Origin of the sequence: Streptomyces rapamycinicus NRRL 5491 (assembly GCF_024298965.1) — a bacterium.
GTDB lineage: Bacteria > Actinomycetota > Actinomycetes > Streptomycetales > Streptomycetaceae > Streptomyces > Streptomyces rapamycinicus.
The window spans coordinates 10,682,377-10,698,399 of record NZ_CP085193.1; the positions used below are offsets into that span (position 1 = coordinate 10,682,377).

Consider the following 16,023-nt stretch of genomic DNA (forward strand, 5'->3'; position numbering starts at 1 on the left):
GACGGAAGTGGGGACAGGAGTGCGGTCACAGGCGCGGGGCGCGGAGTTGCCCGTGGTCGAGGACGGGCTCTCGCGGCGGACGCTGCGCAATGAGACGCTGCTCGTGCTGGCGCTGTCCCTCGGCGCGAGCGGGCTGTCCGCGCTGATCAGCTTTATCGGCTCGGTGACCAAACCGGGCGGGCTGAAGGACCAGGCGGCCAATCTCAACTCCTCCGCGGCGCCGGGGCGGCCCTGGCTGGATCTCGCCTGGCAGCTGTTCGGCATCACCACCGCGCTGGTGCCGGTCGCGCTCGTGGCCCATCTGCTGCTGCGCGAGGGCGCCGGCCTGCGGGTGATCGGCTTTGACCGCGACCGGCCCCGGTTCGACCTGGCGTGGGGCGCCGCGATCGCGGCCGCGATCGGCGGCACCGGGCTGCTGCTGTACCTCGGGGCGCGGGCCGCCGGGGGCAACCTCACGGTGGTGCCCGAGTCGCTGCCCGACGTCTGGTGGAAGATCCCCGTACTGATCGCCTCCGCCGTGCAGAACGCGGTGCTGGAGGAGGTGGTCGTGGTCGGCTATCTGCTGCGCAGGCTCGGGCAGTTGGGCTGGACCCCGATGGCCGCCCTGCTGGCCGGCTCGGTGCTGCGCGGCTCGTACCACCTCTACCAGGGGATCGGCGGCTTCTTCGGCAACATGGCGATGGGCGTGGTCTTCGTACTGCTCTACCGCCGCTGGGGGCGGGTGGGGCCGCTGGTCGCCGCCCATGCGCTGATCGACATCGTGGCCTTCGTCGGATACGCCGTGCTGGCGGGCCGGGTGGACTGGCTGCCCACGGCCTGACCCGCCGTCCGGCGCCCTGTGACGGACCTCAGGTCAGCAGCTCGCCGTCGATGACGGTGACGGCGCCGCCCGTCAGCAGCGTACGGTCGCCGCGCAGCGCGGTGCGGACCAGGCCGGTGCGCGCGGACGCCTGGAGCCCGGTCAGCTCGTCGCGGCCGAACCGGGCCGACCAGTAGGGCGCGAGCGCGGTGTGCGCGCTGCCGGTGACCGGGTCCTCGTCGATGCCGACGCCCGGGGCGAACATCCGCGAGACGAAGTCGTACCCGCGCCCGGGGTCCTCGGCGGCCGCCGTCACGATGATGCCCCGGTGGCTGATCCGCCTGAGCGCGGCCAGGTCGGGGGCCAGGGCGCGCACGGTCTTCTCGTCGGCCACCTCGATCAGGAGGTCGTCGATGAACGGGCCGGCGTGATGGGCGGCCACGATCTGGGCGCCGAGCGCCGCGCCGACCTCGGCGGTCTTCTCGGGCACCGGCAGCTCGGTGAGTGAGGCCGTGGGGAAGTCCAGTGTGATCGAGCCGCCGTCGTCGGCCGTCGCCGACAGCACCCCGCTGAGGGTGGCGAAGCGGACCGTGCCGGTCGCGGCCCCCGTGGCCCTCAGGACATGGGTGGTGGCGAGCGTGGCATGGCCGCACATGGGCGCCTCGGTGACCGGGGTGAACCAGCGCAGCGCCCAGTCGGCCTCCGCGGCCCGGGGGAGGGGGTGGGCGAAGGCGGTCTCGGCGAGGTTGACCTCGGCGGCGACCTGCTGGAGCCAGTGGTCGTCCGGGAAGGCGTCGGTGTCGAGGAGGACGACCCCGGCCGGGTTGCCGGCGAAGGGGCGGTCGGTGAACGCGTCGACGATTCGTATCCGCATGAGCCGACCGTAGGCGGCGGGCGGCGGGTGAGCCATGGCCAATCACTCGGATGTGGCTCCTTCTTGGGGCGGAGAGGGCCGCTATCGAGGGAGCCGCTGCGCGGAAATCGGCTCTCAGGGTGTCCGGGGGGGCTCGGCGTGGCGAGAGAAGTGGGGTTGGCATCCGATCGGTTCCGATATATCGTTGAAGTGTCGTGATGGATCGACGATAGAAAGGAGCGTCACGATGCGTTCTCAAGGACATGGACACGGACGTGAGCACCGCGGACCCGGCCACCGTGGCTGGGGTGAAGGTGAGGGGCGTGAGGGACGGCGCGCGGCGTTCGGTCCGTTCGGCCCCGGTTTCGATGGTCCGCCCTTCGGCGGCCCCCCGTTCGGCGGCCGTGGCCGCGGCGGACCGGGTGGCCGGGGGATGCGCGGTCGGGCGCGGCGCGGCGATGTGCGCGCCTCGATCCTGGCCCTGCTCAAGGACCGTCCGATGCACGGCTACGAGATGATCCAGGAGATCACCGAGCGCAGCGGGGGAGCCTGGCGGCCCAGCCCCGGCTCGGTGTACCCCACCCTTCAGCTGCTCGAGGACGAGGGGCTGATCGGCAGCGAGAGCGAGGGCGGCAAGAAGCTGTTCGCGCTCACCGACGCCGGCCGCGCCGAGGCCGAGGCGGTGCCCGCCGCCCCGTGGGAGGAGGCCGGACGCGGTATCGACTGGGAGGCCATGCAGGAGGTCCGCCAGGCGGGCTTCGGGCTGATGGAGGCGTTCGCCCAGGTCTGGCGGACCGGCAGCGCGGAGCAGCGGCAGAAGGCCGTCTCCGTCATCAATGAGTCGCGCAAGCGGCTGTATCTCATCCTCGCCGAACAGGAGGAGGCGAACGGCGGCGCCGAGCGCGGCGGCGAGAGCTGAGCCCCGTCGGACGGGGGCGCGGCCGCACGGGGGCGGCGGAGCGGGACGGGGATGTCGGGGAGTTCAGACCACCAGCGCGTTCAGCTTGCGCAGCGATTCATTGAGCGCTGTGGACGCCGAGTCCTTCAGCTTCCCGGCCATCAAGGAGACCGCCGCCCCCGTGAACTCCCCGTCGACGCGCACCGTCGTGGCATCGCCGTCCGGTGCCAGCGAGTACCGCATGGCGAGGTTCACGCCCATCGGGCCCTTGCCCCGGGTGGTCAGCAGCCGGTTCGGTTCGCATTCCTCGACGGTCCAGGTCACCTCGGCCGGAAAACCCATCAGCTTCATGTTCTCCAGATAGGTGGCCCCCACCTCCAACGTGGCCGGGCCGCCCTGCGGGAAGCTGGTGTGGGTGGCGTTCCAGTCGCCGTACGTGGAGAAGTCCGTCAGCCGGGCCCAGACCTTCTCGGCCGGTGCCTCGATATGTGTCTGCGCGCTGACCTCGGCCATGGGGGAGTCCCTTCGGCGCGTTGCTGCGGGGTGGTGGTGTGCGACGGTGCCGGGCAACGTAGCCCCGGGCCGCGGAACATTCAATACTGACGGGTCATCAGATCCGGTCCATCAGGGTCGCTCCCCGCCCCTCTCCTCCCCGAGGAGGAGAACCGGTCATCCACGCACAACCACGGTGGGATGCGCACATGCTTCCCGGCGAGGATGCTCCGGCCTGAAGGGACTGATGGGGTGAGAGTGTGCGAAGTCCTACCCTTTCCGCCGGCCCGGACGACACCGGATGCGAGGACCGGGTGAGCGACGTGGTGGCCACCGTGATCGCGGGGCCCGCCGGCGCGCCGTACGCGACGGTGACGCGCAGATCGACACCGCCCATCTGCTGCACGGCCTCCTGGAGTCCGACCCGGACGTACGGGACGCGTTTCCCGGTGGCTCGCCCCAGGTGATCCGGCTGCTGGGGTATCTGGTGCAGCGCGCCATCGGCTACGGGCTCCGGTGGAGCGGCGGCGTCGAGGACTCGGGGGCGGCGCCGTCGGCGGGGAGCGGGGTGGCCGGATGGTCGCCTGCCGCGGTGGCCGCCCTCGACGCGGCGGTCCGCCGCGCCGCTTCCCGTGGCGCGACCCGCGCCGACGGTCTCGACCTGCTCGCCGCGTTCGTCCGTGACCGGGAGTGTCGTGCCATGGAGGTGCTGCGGCGCGCGGGTGTCGCCGTGGCGCCACTGGTCACCGCGTTGGAGGGGGAAGTCTGACAGTAGTCATAGGGGTGACGGTGCTGACGCGAGCTGACATGATGGCCCGGTGCGCGTATCCGGAGATCACTCACAGCAAAGGAAGGCCGGCCTGGGGCTCGCCCTGCTGTCGGCGTTCACGTTCGGCGGATCGGGTGTCGCCGCCAAACCGCTGATCGAGGCGGGGGTCGCGCCGCTCGAGGTCACCTGGCTGCGGGTGACGGGCGCGGCCCTGGTCCTGCTGCCCCTTGCCTGGCGCCATCGTGGGCTGCTGACCCGCCGCCCCGGACTGCTGGTGGGCTTCGGTCTGCTGGCCGTCGCGGGGGTGCAGGCGTGTTATTTCGCGGCGCTCTCCCGGATCCCCGTCGGCGTGGCGCTGCTCATCGAGTACTTCGCGCCCGCGCTGGTGCTGGGGTGGGTGCGGTTCGTCCAGCGCCGGCCGGTGAGCCGGGCCGCGGCGGTCGGGGTCGTGCTGGCGGTCGGCGGCCTCACCTGTGTGGTGGAGGCCTGGTCCGGGCTGAGTTTCAACCCCATCGGAGTGCTGCTCGCCTTCGGCGCGGCGTTCTGTCAGGTGGGCTATTTCGTCCTCTCCGACCACGGCGGCGACGGCCAGGACCCGGCGGATCCGTTCGGTGTCATCGCCTACGGACTGCTGATCGGGGCCGTGGCGCTGACCGTGGTCGGCCGCCCCTGGGGCATGGACTGGACCGTTCTCGCCGGGCGCGCCGATCTGGCGGGCGCCCGTGTCCCCGCGTCGGTACTGCTCGCCTGGATCGTGCTGGTGGCGACGGTGCTGGCGTATCTCACCGGGGTGGTGTCGGTGCGCCGGCTCTCGCCGCAGGTAGCCGGGGTGGTCGCCTGTCTGGAGGCGGTCATCGCGACCGTTCTGGCATGGGTGCTGCTGGCTGAGCACCTGGGCCTCGCGCAGGTCATCGGCGGTGCGGTGGTGCTGACCGGCGCTCTGATCGCCCAGACCTCCACCCCGAAGGCCGCCGCGGCCGAGCCGGTGGCGGCCTCGGCGCCGGTGGAGGGGGAGCGGGAGTTCACGGCGGGCGGATGACCGGCCCCGCCGCCCCACGGCGGGGCGGCGGGGCGGCCCGGTCAGAGCCGGGTGAGGTAGCCGGGTACCGGCGTGTCGGGGGCGAGGTCGTCGGCGGGGACCGGCGCGCCGTAGCTGTGGGCCACCGGCACCACGCCGCTCCAGTGGGGGAGTTCCAGATCCTCGTCGTCATCGCTGGGCCCGCCGGTGCGGACCTTCGCGGAGACCGCTTCGAGGTCCAGGCGGAGCACGGCGGTGGCGGCCAGTTCCTTGGCGTTGGCGGGCCGGGAGTCGGCGGCCCGGCCCGGCACCACATGGTCCACCAGGGCGTCCAGGGCAGCGGTGCGCTCGGCCGGATCGGTCACCGGGCGGGCGGTGCCGTGCACCACCACCGAGCGGTAGTTGATGGAGTGGTGGAACGCCGAGCGGGCCAGGACCAGCCCGTCGACATGGGTCACGGTGAGACACACCGGCAGCCCCGGCTCCTCGGCGCCCGGCGCGCCCGCCATGCGCAGTGGCCGCGCCCCCGTCGAGCCATGGACGTACAGACGCTCGCCGACCCGGGCGTAGAGGGTCGGCAGGACGACGGGGGCGCCCTCGCGTATGAAGCCCAGATGGCAGACGTAGCCCTCGTCGAGGATCGCGTGCACCACCTCCCGGTCGTACGAGGCGCGCTCGCGGGCGCGGGTGGGCACGGTGCGGTCGGTCGGCGGGTAGGCGTTGTCGGGCGCGTTGGTCGCGGCGGTGGCGTCCGGGGCGGGCATTTGCGTCCTCCATTGCACTAGTGCAAAATAGCGTTTGTGCTAGGAGAATATCCGATCGGAGGTCGCCGCGCAGCCGAGATCGCGGCCAGTGTGGAGCGCGCGGTCGGCGCCGGTGAGCTGCCGCCGGGCCAACTGCTGCCTCCCCTAAGGGAGTTGGCCGAGCGGTTGGGCGTGAATCCCAATACGGTCGCGGCCGCCTATCGCGTGCTGCGCGAACGGGGCGTGATCGAGACGGCCGGGCGCCGGGGCAGCCGGGTGCGCTCCCGGCCGTCCAGCACGCCCCGCGAGTGGATCGGCGTCGACGCCGCCGGCGCCCGCGACCTGTCGAGCGGCAACCCCGACCCCGCGCTGCTGCCCCCGCTCGGCGCGCCGCTCACGGCGGCCGCGGCGCGCGCGGCGGAGCGCCCCACGCTGTACGGCGCGCCGGACGTCGTCCCCGAGGTGGCCGAGCTCGCCCGGGCCGCCCTCGACGCGGACGGGGTGCCGCCCGGGCCGGTCGCCGTCACCTCCGGCTCGCTCGACGCGATCGAGCGGGTGCTGGCCGCGCATCTGCGACCCGGTGACGCGGTGGCGGTCGAGGACCCCGGCTGGGGCAGTCTGCTGGACCTGATCCCGGCGCTCGGACTGCGCGCCGCCCCGGTCGGGGTCGACGACGAAGGACCGCTGCCCGAGCGGGTGGAGCACGCGCTGGCCCAGGGCGCGCGGGCGCTGGTGGTCACCGACCGGGCGCAGAACCCGACGGGCGCGGCGGTGAGCGCGACACGCGCATATGAGCTGCGGGGCGTGCTCGCCGCCCACCCCGATGTGCTGCTGATCGAGGACGACCACGGGCACGGCATCGTGGACACCCCCCTGCGCCCCCTGGCCGGGGGCACCGACCACTGGGTGCTGGTCCGCTCCACCGCCAAGGCGTACGGCCCCGATCTGCGGCTCGCCGTGCTCACCGGCGACGTCGTCACCCTGGACCGGGTGCGCGGCCGCCAGCGGCTGGGGCCCGGCTGGGTCAGTCATCTGCTGCAGGACGCGGTCGCCTGGCTGTGGCGGACGGGCGCGGTCGACCCGGCGGCGGTGGCGGCGTCGTACGACACGCGGCGCGCGGCGCTGGTGCGGGCGCTGCGCGAGCGGGGGATCGCCGCGCACGGGCGCGGCGGGATGAACGTGTGGGTGCCGGTCCCGGACGAGACCGGCGCGGTCGCCCGGCTGCTGGCCGCGGGCTGGGCCGTCGCCCCCGGGGCGCGCTTCCGTGTGGCCTCGCCACCGGGGGTGCGGCTGACCGTCTCGCCGCTGGCCGCCGACGAGATCGGCACGGTCGCCGACGCGGTGGCCGCGGTGGCGGGGGCGACCGTGCCGGGACGGCTGGGTTAGGGGGCTTCTGATGGATCTCCGCGGCGTCGCGGCGTTCGTCCATCAGAAGCCCCCTGGGAGCCTGTGCGATGGACCCGTACGGTTCGGCTACGTCCACCGGACGGGGTCCGGGAAGCGTCGGAGCGCCGCTGGGTCAGGGCCGCGCCGATGAGGACGATCACGGCGCCCACCGGCGTGTTCCAGGTGAGGTGCTCCCCGAGGATCGCCACGCCCGCGGTGGTGGCGATCACCGGGACGAAGTACGTGACCATCATCGCCGTCGTCGGGCCGACCTCGTCGACGAGCCCGTACTGGACCAGGAACGCCACTCCGGTGCCCAGCGCGCCCAGGGCGACCACGGAGAGCAGGGGCAGGATCGGGAAGGAGGTGGGTGTCGTCGCGAACACCGGTGCCACGAGGGCGAGTTGCACCGTGCCGAGCAGCAGCTGCCCGCCGGACATCGACAGATGGGAGTGGCCAGTGTCGCTCAGCGTGCGCCGGACGTACTGCCAGCCGACCGCGTAGCTGGCCGAGGCGATCAGCGCCAGCGCCGTGCCCAGCGGGTCCTGGCCGGAGAAGCCCTGCCAGGCGCCCAGCACGATCAACACGCCGATGAAGCCGAGCCCGAGACCCGCGACACGCTGACGGGTCGGCCGGTCGTCGGAGACCACGACCACCGCGAGCAGCATCCCCCACAGCGGCGAGGCGGCGTTGCAGATCCCGGCCAGGGTGGAGGGGATGGTCAGCTCGGCGTAGGCGAACAGCGAGAACGGCAGTGCGTTCAGGAAGAACGCGGCCACCGCCAGATGGCCCCAGACCCGCGCCCCGCGCGGCAGCCGCTCCCGCTTCACCACCAGCGTCACCAGCAGCACGGCGGTGCCGAACAGCATTCGCCCGAGCGTGACGTACAAGGGGGCGAACGCCTCATTGCCCACCTTGATGAAGAGAAAGCTGAAACCCCAGACCAGGGAGAGCGCGCCGAAGCGGACGCGCCAGTCGAGGAGCGGTCGGCGGACGGGTTCGGAGGAGGGCTCCGCGGTGGTGGCGGCGGCAGGGGGCGCCGAGGCGGCGGCTGAGGTCATGCCTTTACGATGTGGGTTGCAACCTCTTAGGACAAGCGAGAATTAGTTCGCGGTATCGCGTAGTATTCCTTACATGAACCTGGATCGCCTCCGCACGCTGTACGCCGTGGCCCGCCACGGATCCGTGAGCGGGGCGGCCGAGGGGCTGCATGTCACCACCTCCGCCGTCTCGCAGCAACTCGCCAAGCTGGAGCGGGAGACCGGTCAGCAATTGCTCGCCAAGAACGGGCGCGGGATCCGGCTCACCGACGCCGGTCGGCTGCTCTCCGACCACGCGGCGCGCATCCTCTCCCAGGTGGAGCTGGCCCAGGCGGATCTGGAGGCGCAGCGCGGCCACGCCGTCGGCGAGCTGCTGCTGGGCGCGTTCCCGACCGCCGTCCGCGGTCTCTTCCCGGACGCGCTGAGCCGGCTGCGCGGCGAACATCCGCAGCTGAACGTGCGGCTGCAGGAGATGGAGCCCGATGAGTCGGTGCCCTCGGTGGTGCGCGGCGACATCGATCTGGCCGTGGTCCTGGACTGGTACAACAAGCCGCTGCCGATGCCCGGCGGGCTGGTGAAGGCCGCCCTGCTGGACGATCCGGTGGATGTCGCGATGCCCGCCGACCATCCCCTCGCCGGCCGCCGCGCGGTCGAGCCGGAGGACTTCGTGGACGACGAGTGGATCTCCTGGCCCAAGGGCGGGTTCTGCTACGACTGGCTGATGGTGACCCTGCGCGGCAAGGGCATCGAGCCGAGGATCCGGCACACCGCGCATGAGCACCACACCCAGCTCTCGCTGATCGCCGCCGGACTGGGCATCGCCGTGGTGCCCCGGCTGGGCCGCGGCCCGGTGCCCGAGGCGGTGCGGATGGTGCCCGTCAGCCAGCCCACGATGCGGCGGCACATCTACGCGATCTGGCGCGCCGACGCCGATCGCAGGCCGTCGATCCGGGCGGCGGTCGAGGTGCTGCGGTCGGTCGGCGAGAAGATCGTCGACTGACCGTCCCTCGACCAGGACTCTCAGCCCTGCGGCATCTTCCGGAAGTCCCAGGAGCGGATCGCCTCGGGGGCCAGGCGCAGCCAGGCGTGGCGCCCGTCGTGCGGCATGGCGTCCAGGCCGAAGTACTTCGCCGCGAACATCCGCTCCGGCGTGTCGAGTTCGGGGTACGACACGCCGGTGCGCGGCTCCTCACCGACGGGGACCGCCTCGCCGGAGAGCTCCACCCCGCGCAGTTCGCCGTAGTCGTGCCCGTCGTCGACCACCGCCGCGATCCGCGGATCGCGGCGCAGCTCGGCCCAGCGGCGGCTGCGGGTCAGGGAGTACAGCCACAGGACGGTGCCGTCCCAGCAGAACCACAGCGGGCTGATGTGCGGCCGCCCGTCCGCGGACACGGTCGCCACCCGGCAGGTGCGCTGTTCGGCGAGGAAGGCGTCCAGCTCGTCCTGGCTCATCATGATGCGGCGTCCCCGCCGCTGGGTGACGGTCATCCGACCTGTACCTCCCGGTAACCCGTTGTGCGGCACAGGATGATGGCTCTTCCTTGATGACGCAAGGGGCGCTACTCTCCCGCGCCGTGACCCCGAGCCCCCACGAAGACGCCGTGACCCCGCGCGAAGACGCCACGCCCTCGCGCGAAGACGCCGCGCGCCCGCGCCCCCGCGAAGACCTCGTGGAACTGCTCCGACCGGAGGGCTGCGCCCTGCTCACCGTCGAATGCCAGCGCGGTGTGGTGGGGCCGGACAGCGCGCTGCCCGAACTGGCCGCCGTGGCCCAGGAGTCCGGTGCACTCGGGCGTGTCGCCCAGTTGGTGGCGGCCGCCCACGACACGGGCGTCCAGGTGCTGCACGCGGTGGCCGAGCGGCGCGCCGACGGACGCGGCGCGAGCCGTAACGCGCCGCTGTTCCGGGCCGTCGAACGGCTGCCGGTCCGGCAGCTCACCGGAAGCGCGGCGGTGGAGATCGCCGAACCGGTTCCGGTGGCGGCCGAGGACCTGGTCGTACGGCGGCTGCACGGTCTCTCGCCGATCGCCGGGACCGAGGTGGACGCGCTGCTGCGCAATCTGGGCCGCCGCACTCTGGTCATCACCGGCGTGTCGGCCAATGTGGCGATCCCGGCCGCCGTCTTCGACGCCGTCAACCTCGGCTACGCGGCCGTGGTGCCCGAGGACGCGATCGCCGGGGTGCCCGCCTCGTACACCCCGGCGATGGTCCGTCACACCCTCGCCCTCGTGGCCGCCGTCACCACGGCCGACGAGGTGGCCGCCTGCTGGCGGCGGACGGCCGTCACGCCATCCAGATAGAATTTCCCTGCACCTTGATCTGCGCGCCCGGCAGCGGCTTCTGCGCCGGGCCGCCCTTCACGCTGCCGTCGGTAATGTCGAACTTGCTCTGGTGGCAGGGGCAGTTGATGGTGCCGCCGCTCACGTCGCCGACCGAGCAGCCCTGGTGCGTACAGATCGACGAGAACGCCTTGAAATCACCCGTCTTGGGCTGGGTCACCACGACCTTGTGGTCCTTGAAGACCATGCCGCCGCCCTCGGGGATCTGGGAGGTCTTGGCGAGTTCCATGCCGTCCCCGCCGCCCGACTGGCCGGCCTCCGCGCTCTGCGACGCGCCCTGCGACGGCTGCGAGCCCCCGGCGTCCTGGGCGCTGTCCGCGCTGCCACCGCCCGAACCGCCGTCGTCGTCCTTGCCGCATGCGGCGAGCGTGGCGGCCAGCCCGGCCGCTCCGGCCGCGGTGACGACGACACGGCGGGTGGTGCCCTGCCCGGGGATTGCCGACTGCGTCATGGTGGTGCCTCCTGCTCGGGGGACGTTTCACCGTTCCATACGGACCGCGGGGCCGCCGCGTTCAGCCGTACCCGGGCATCCCTCGCGCCCCGGGCCGGAAAATCGCTTTGCCGACCGCCCGGCCGTGCCATGAGAATGCCGGTCCATGGGACATCTGGAGGCCGCGCACCTCGCCTACTTCCTGCCCGACGGCCGGCTGCTGCTCGGCGATGTGTCGTTCCGCGTCGCCGAGGGGACGGTGGCCGCCCTCGTCGGGCCCAATGGCGCGGGCAAGACCACACTGCTGCGGCTGGTCTCCGGCGAGGTGGAGCCGCACGGCGGCACGGTCACGGTCAGCGGCTCCCTGGGGGTGATGCCGCAGTTCATCGGCTCGGTGCGCGATGAGCGGACGGTGCGCGACCTGCTGGTGTCGGTGGCCCAGCCCCGGATCCGCGAGGCCGCCCGCGCGGTGGACGAGGCCGAGCTGGCGATCATGGAGCGGGACGACGAGGCCGCCCAGCTGGCCTACGCACAGAGCCTGAGCGACTGGGCCGAGGCGCGCGGCTACGAGGCCGAGACGGTGTGGGACATGTGCACCACCGCGGCGCTGGGAGTGCCGTACGAACGGGCCCAGTGGCGCGAGGTGCGCACGCTCAGCGGCGGCGAGCAGAAGCGGCTGGTGCTGGAGGCGCTGCTGCGCGGGCCCGACGACGTGCTGCTGCTGGACGAGCCGGACAACTACCTGGACGTGCCGGGCAAGCAGTGGCTCGAGGAGCGGCTGCGCGAGACCCGTAAGACCGTGCTCTTCATCAGCCACGACCGGGAGCTGCTGGCCCGCGCGGCCGCCCGGATCGTCAGCGTCGAGCCGAGCCCGGCGGGCAGCGACGTGTGGGTGCACGGCGGCGGCTTCGCCACCTACCACGAGGCCCGCGAGGAGCGGTTCGAGCGCTTCGAGGAGCTCCGGCGGCGCTGGGACGAGAAGCACGCCCAGCTCAAACGGCTGGTGCTGGACATGCAGCGGTACGCGGCCCGCAGCGACGAGATGGCCTCCCGCTATCAGGCCGCCAAGACCCGGCTGCGGAAGTTCGAGGAGGCCGGGCCGCCACCGGAGCCGCCGCGCAAACAGGACATCACCATGCGGCTCGCGGGCGGACGCACCGGGGTGCGGGCGCTGACCTGCCGGGCACTGGAGCTCGAGGGGCTGATGCGCCCCTTCGACCTGGAGGTCTTCTACGGCGAACGGGTGGCCGTACTGGGCTCCAACGGCTCGGGCAAGTCCCACTTCCTGCGGCTCCTGGCGGGCCAGGACGTCGCCCACCGGGGGGAGTGGAAACTGGGCGCGCGGGTCGTGCCCGGCCACTTCGCCCAGACCCACGCCCATCCGGAGCTCTTCGGGCGCACGCTGGTCGACATCCTGTGGACCGAACACGCCCGGGACCGGGGACGCGCGATGAGCGCGCTGCGCCGCTATGAGCTCGACCGCCAGGGCGACCAGAACTTCGACCGGCTCTCGGGCGGTCAGCAGGCCCGGTTCCAGATCCTGCTGCTCGAACTGGCCGGGACGACGGCGCTGCTGCTGGACGAGCCCACGGACAACCTGGACCTGGAGTCGGCCGAGGCGCTCCAGGAAGGACTCGGAGCCTACGAGGGCACGGTGCTCGCGGTCACCCACGACCGCTGGTTCGCGCGGTCCTTCGACCGCTTCCTGGTCTTCGGATCGGACGGCGTCGTCCGCGAGACGGCGGAGCCGGTCTGGGACGAGCGCCGCGTCGACCGGGTCCGCTGAGCGCTTCGCCGGGAGGATCAGCGGTGGGGGCCGTTGACCGGCACCATCTTCTTCAGCTGCTCCACCGGGTGGAGCGGGGGCGAGCGCTGGATGACCACCATGGCGGCGTCATCGCCCAGCCGCCCGCCGACATGGGCCAGCAGATCGCGGCGGATGTGGTGCAGCAGCCCTTCGGGACCGCAGCCGCACCACTGCGCGACCCGCTGGGCCAGCGGATAGAAGGACCCGTCGGGGGCGCGGGCCTCGACCGCCCCGTCCGTGTAGAGCAGCAGCGTGTCGCCGTCATCGAAGGGCATGGTCTCGGGCGTGCCGGGGTCGCCCGAGCTCCTGGGGAGTTCGCACATGCCCAGCGGCGGGCCGGGATTGGCCGGGTGCAGCGTGGTCACATGGCCACCGTCCCGCAGCAGCAGGGGCGGCGGATGCCCGCAGTTGGCCGTCGTCACGGCGCCCTCGTCCGGGATGTCCACCAGCAGGGCGGTGATGAAGTGCTCGCGCAGTTCGTCGTCCGCCTCCGGCCGCGGCTGCTCGGCTCCGGCGTGCTCGGCACCGCCGTACTCGGCATTCGCGGTGGCGATGTGCTCGGCCAGGTGCCGGCAGACGCTGCGTTCCAGGACATCGGTGAACTCCAGCAGGCCGGGGGTCAGGTGGGCGGCTTCCCGGAAGGCGCCCATCAGCACCGACGCGTCGCTGATGGAGGTCAGCCCCTTGCCCCGGACATCCCCGATGATCAGCCGGGTGCACTCCTCCACCCGGGTCGCGGCGTACAGGTCCCCGCCGATCTGCGCCTCGTCCTCGGCCGCCATGTACAGGGAGGCGACTCGCAGCGGGCCCAGCCGGTGCGGCAGCGGCCGGAGGACGACCCGCTGCGTGGCCTCGGACACCGACCGCACCCGGGCCAGCTCACGGTGGCGCCGCCGCTGCTCCCGGGCGTAGGCCGCGATGAGCAGCGAGAGCACGGCGAGGGCCGCGAGCTGCACCTGGTGGTTGACGTCGAAGCCGCCGCGCAGCGCCGCGATGAGTATCTGGGCGGCCACCGCCAGGGCGCCGATCAGCCCGGTGGTCCGGGGACCGGCGAACGACGGGGTGATGGCCGGGGCGACCACCAGCAGGGGGCCGAGGTGGACATGGGACGGGGCCATCAGATCCACCACGGTGATCAGGACGATCAACCCGACCGGGAGCGCCACCAAGGCGTGCCAGGTTGCCATGGCCTCATCAGGTCCGTCAGCCGTCGGCGAACTCCCACGTCTTCCACTGTGCACCCTCCCGGCTACAGAGGCTCCCTCCCCACCGGGCCCCACGCCCCCTGCCGGCCGGCCCGGACCCGGCCGATCGCCGCCGGAAGCACCGGGACGGCGGCTTCCTGGTCCTCCAGGCGCCGCAGCTCCTGGGCCGCCGCGTGTTCGATCTCCGACGCCTCCGCTTCCGCCCGCTCCCGGGCGTAGGCGGAGACCAGGCCGGGCAGCCAGAACCGGGGCTCGGCGCCGGGGACGCCCGTGTGGACGACCTTCAGCAGCCGGGAGTCCGCCAGCCGCTCCAGCGCTTCCGCCACGTCGGGCACGGCGAGGCTCGGCAGCTCGGTCCCCGGGGGCGCGGACAGCCCCCGGACCCCGGACAGCCCGAGCATGCGGAACAGCCGGCGATCGTCCTCGGCCAGGCGGTGGTAGGCCGGGGCGAAGCAGGAACGCACGCTCAGCGGGCCATGGGTGAGTTCGTCCAGTGGCCTGGACCGGTGCGTCAGCCGGTGGGCGAGGTCCCCGAAACTCCAATGGGGCCGGGCCGCGAGCCTGGCCGCGGCGATGCGCAGGGCGAGCGGCAGACAGCCGCACAGCCGGGCCACCTCGCGCGCCGCCGCGAGGTCCCGGTCCACCTTCGCGGTGCCCACGACCCGCCGGAAGAGCATCAGGGCCTGGTGCAGGCTCATGTCGTCGTGCTCGACCCGGGAGGTGAGGGGGAGGCTGGTGAGCCGCGCCCGGCTGGTGATGATGACCGCGCTCTCCACGTTGCCCGGCAGCAGATGCCGGACCTGCGCCTCGTCGGCCGCGTCGTCGAGCACCGTGAGGACGCGCCGGCCACGGAGGCTGTCACGGAAGCAGGCGGCCTGGGCCCCGATCCCCTCGGGCAGCGCCGACATCGGGTGGTCCAGCGCGAGAAGCATCTGGGCGAGCGCCGCCGCGGGGTCGGTGGGGTGCCCGGTGCTGCCCCCGAGGTCGACGTAGAGCTGGCCGTCCGGGAACCAGGGGCGCAGCCGGTGCGCCAGATGGACGGCGGTCGCCGTCTTCCCCGATCCGCCCTGGCCGGTGATGGCGGTGACGGCCGTGGCGGTGCGGTCGCTCGCCGTCAGGGCGGGCGCCAGCACGTCCGTGGTCTCACAGGGTACGAAGTCTGCTGTGTCGCCGGGGAGTTGGGAGGGCGCACGGCGGTCGGCCAGCGCCGCGAACGGCGGCCACACGGCGGTCGATCCGTGGTGCTTCGGCTGCGGTGACAGCAGCGCCCGGTACAGGCGCTGCACATCGGGGGTCGGCTCGGTGCCGAGCTCCTCGGCGAGCTTGGCCCGCAGATCGGCGTAGACGGCGAGGGCCTCGGCCGGACGGCCCGACTGGTGCAGGGCCGACATCAGATGGCGGTACAGGGTCTCGCGCAGCGGATACCGCTCGATGAGCGGCTTGAGCCTGCTCACCACCTGGGCGTGGGCGCCCATGGCCAGCATCACATCGGTCTGCTCCTCCAGGGCGACCAGCCGCAGTTCGGCCAGCCGGTCGGCCTCCGCCGCGACGCAGTCGCCCGCGTCGGCGTCGCTGAACGCGTCCCCTTCCCAGAGGGACAGCGCGCGTTCGAGCCTGACCGCCGCCCCGTCGAGATAGCCCTTGTCCCGTTCCCGCATGGCGGCGGCGAGCAGCTTCTCGAACTGCTCGGAGTCGACTTCGGCGGGCACCAGCCGATATCCACCCGGCTGGGTCGATATCACGGACGTAACGGTGTCCGGTCCGGCCAGGGACCGGAAAAGCGACCTGAGCCGGGACACCCTGACATGCACCGCGTTGAGCCGTTTGGTCGGAGGTGGATCCGGCGTTGTCGCCTCGACAATGTGATCGGTCGACACCGATTGTCCAGCATGAGCTAAGAGTTCGGCCAAGAACGCCCTGTCTCGCCTCCCGACCAGGGTTATCGGCGGGCCTTCCCCGTCGGAGACTCGCAAGGATCCCAGAACGTAGAACTTCACGGCGCGATCGTTGCACGGCACTCGCCCGAAAACCATCCTTGCTGATGGGGGAGTTGATCGGGAACTTGCTCGGAAGTCGACCTGGGAAGTCGACCTGGGAAGTCGACGGGGGGGGGAAGTCGGCCGGGGAAATGGTCCGCACCCCCGCGCGCGGTGATACCGGGCGCGCGCGGCGATTGACGCTACGTCACGCCCAATTGCGCAGCAAGCCCCATGGACACTACCGGTCACGTTGATCGCCGCGCTC

General features: G+C 72.7%; 16 protein-coding genes. 8 read left to right on the forward strand and 8 right to left on the reverse strand.

What is annotated here, in order from left to right; translation table 11 throughout:
- The first annotated feature begins 7 nt into the window (after positions 1-7).
- Positions 8-820, forward strand: a complete 813-nt coding sequence (locus tag LIV37_RS44380; protein ID WP_185058113.1) for a CPBP family intramembrane glutamic endopeptidase — start codon at positions 8-10, stop codon at positions 818-820.
- 28 nt (positions 821-848) lie between these two features.
- Here LIV37_RS44380 and LIV37_RS44385 read toward each other — a convergent pair whose 3' ends face one another.
- Complete coding sequence (locus LIV37_RS44385) at positions 849-1,673, reverse strand: PhzF family phenazine biosynthesis protein (protein ID WP_121826775.1); 825 nt, start codon at positions 1,671-1,673, stop codon at positions 849-851.
- Between the two features lie 226 nt (positions 1,674-1,899).
- Here LIV37_RS44385 and LIV37_RS44390 point away from each other — a divergent pair, with 226 nt between their 5' ends.
- Positions 1,900-2,571, forward strand: a complete 672-nt coding sequence (locus LIV37_RS44390) for a PadR family transcriptional regulator (protein ID WP_121826640.1) — start codon at positions 1,900-1,902, stop codon at positions 2,569-2,571.
- 63 nt (positions 2,572-2,634) lie between these two features.
- Here LIV37_RS44390 and LIV37_RS44395 read toward each other — a convergent pair whose 3' ends face one another.
- A complete protein-coding gene (locus LIV37_RS44395) occupies positions 2,635-3,063 on the reverse strand; it encodes a type II toxin-antitoxin system Rv0910 family toxin (protein WP_020873612.1) in 429 nt (142 codons plus the stop codon).
- A 280-nt stretch (positions 3,064-3,343) separates the two neighbouring features.
- Here LIV37_RS44395 and LIV37_RS44400 point away from each other — a divergent pair, with 280 nt between their 5' ends.
- Together LIV37_RS44400 and LIV37_RS44405 are read left to right on the forward strand one after the other, a co-directional pair.
- Positions 3,344-3,811: a Clp protease N-terminal domain-containing protein gene (locus LIV37_RS44400; protein ID WP_020873613.1), complete on the forward strand. Its 468-nt coding sequence runs from the start codon at positions 3,344-3,346 to the stop codon at positions 3,809-3,811.
- Positions 3,812-3,860: 49 nt separating this feature from the next.
- On the forward strand, positions 3,861-4,850 hold the full coding sequence (locus LIV37_RS44405; RefSeq protein WP_020873614.1) for an EamA family transporter: 990 nt from the start codon (positions 3,861-3,863) through the stop codon (positions 4,848-4,850).
- A 41-nt stretch (positions 4,851-4,891) separates the two neighbouring features.
- On the opposite strand, the gene LIV37_RS44410 is transcribed toward LIV37_RS44405, so the two are convergent.
- A complete protein-coding gene (locus LIV37_RS44410) occupies positions 4,892-5,593 on the reverse strand; it encodes a pyridoxamine 5'-phosphate oxidase family protein (protein WP_020873615.1) in 702 nt (233 codons plus the stop codon).
- A gap of 36 nt (positions 5,594-5,629) precedes the next feature.
- Between LIV37_RS44410 and LIV37_RS44415 the strand changes: the two genes are divergently transcribed.
- Positions 5,630-6,958: an aminotransferase class I/II-fold pyridoxal phosphate-dependent enzyme gene (locus LIV37_RS44415; protein WP_121826639.1), complete on the forward strand. Its 1,329-nt coding sequence runs from the start codon at positions 5,630-5,632 to the stop codon at positions 6,956-6,958.
- On the opposite strand, the gene LIV37_RS44420 is transcribed toward LIV37_RS44415, so the two are convergent.
- Positions 6,955-8,019, reverse strand: coding sequence for a DMT family transporter (locus tag LIV37_RS44420; protein ID WP_020873616.1), 1,065 nt, complete (start codon positions 8,017-8,019; stop codon positions 6,955-6,957). The genes LIV37_RS44415 and LIV37_RS44420 overlap by 4 nt on opposite strands.
- Before the next feature lie 73 nt (positions 8,020-8,092).
- Here LIV37_RS44420 and LIV37_RS44425 point away from each other — a divergent pair, with 73 nt between their 5' ends.
- A complete protein-coding gene (locus LIV37_RS44425; RefSeq protein ID WP_020873617.1) occupies positions 8,093-8,998 on the forward strand; it encodes a LysR family transcriptional regulator in 906 nt (301 codons plus the stop codon).
- 20 nt (positions 8,999-9,018) lie between these two features.
- Here the strand turns inward: LIV37_RS44425 and LIV37_RS44430 are convergent, their stop codons facing one another.
- Positions 9,019-9,486: a pyridoxamine 5'-phosphate oxidase family protein gene (locus tag LIV37_RS44430; RefSeq protein ID WP_020873618.1), complete on the reverse strand. Its 468-nt coding sequence runs from the start codon at positions 9,484-9,486 to the stop codon at positions 9,019-9,021.
- 56 nt (positions 9,487-9,542) lie between these two features.
- Here LIV37_RS44430 and LIV37_RS44435 point away from each other — a divergent pair, with 56 nt between their 5' ends.
- Positions 9,543-10,298 carry a cysteine hydrolase family protein gene (locus LIV37_RS44435; protein ID WP_243146581.1) on the forward strand — a complete coding sequence of 252 codons (756 nt, stop codon included), beginning with the start codon at positions 9,543-9,545 and terminating at the stop codon, positions 10,296-10,298.
- Here LIV37_RS44435 and LIV37_RS44440 read toward each other — a convergent pair.
- Positions 10,282-10,788: a Rieske (2Fe-2S) protein gene (locus LIV37_RS44440; protein ID WP_020873620.1), complete on the reverse strand. Its 507-nt coding sequence runs from the start codon at positions 10,786-10,788 to the stop codon at positions 10,282-10,284. The genes LIV37_RS44435 and LIV37_RS44440 overlap by 17 nt on opposite strands.
- A gap of 145 nt (positions 10,789-10,933) precedes the next feature.
- On the opposite strand from LIV37_RS44440, the gene LIV37_RS44445 reads away from it, so the two are divergent.
- Positions 10,934-12,553 carry an ATP-binding cassette domain-containing protein gene (locus LIV37_RS44445; protein ID WP_020873621.1) on the forward strand — a complete coding sequence of 540 codons (1,620 nt, stop codon included), beginning with the start codon at positions 10,934-10,936 and terminating at the stop codon, positions 12,551-12,553.
- A gap of 17 nt (positions 12,554-12,570) precedes the next feature.
- Here the strand turns inward: LIV37_RS44445 and LIV37_RS44450 are convergent, their stop codons facing one another.
- Positions 12,571-13,761, reverse strand: a complete 1,191-nt coding sequence (locus tag LIV37_RS44450) for a PP2C family protein-serine/threonine phosphatase (protein WP_020873622.1) — start codon at positions 13,759-13,761, stop codon at positions 12,571-12,573.
- 62 nt (positions 13,762-13,823) lie between these two features.
- Positions 13,824-15,488: an AfsR/SARP family transcriptional regulator gene (locus LIV37_RS44455; RefSeq protein WP_020873623.1), complete on the reverse strand. Its 1,665-nt coding sequence runs from the start codon at positions 15,486-15,488 to the stop codon at positions 13,824-13,826.
- Between the last annotated feature and the right edge of the window lie 535 nt (positions 15,489-16,023).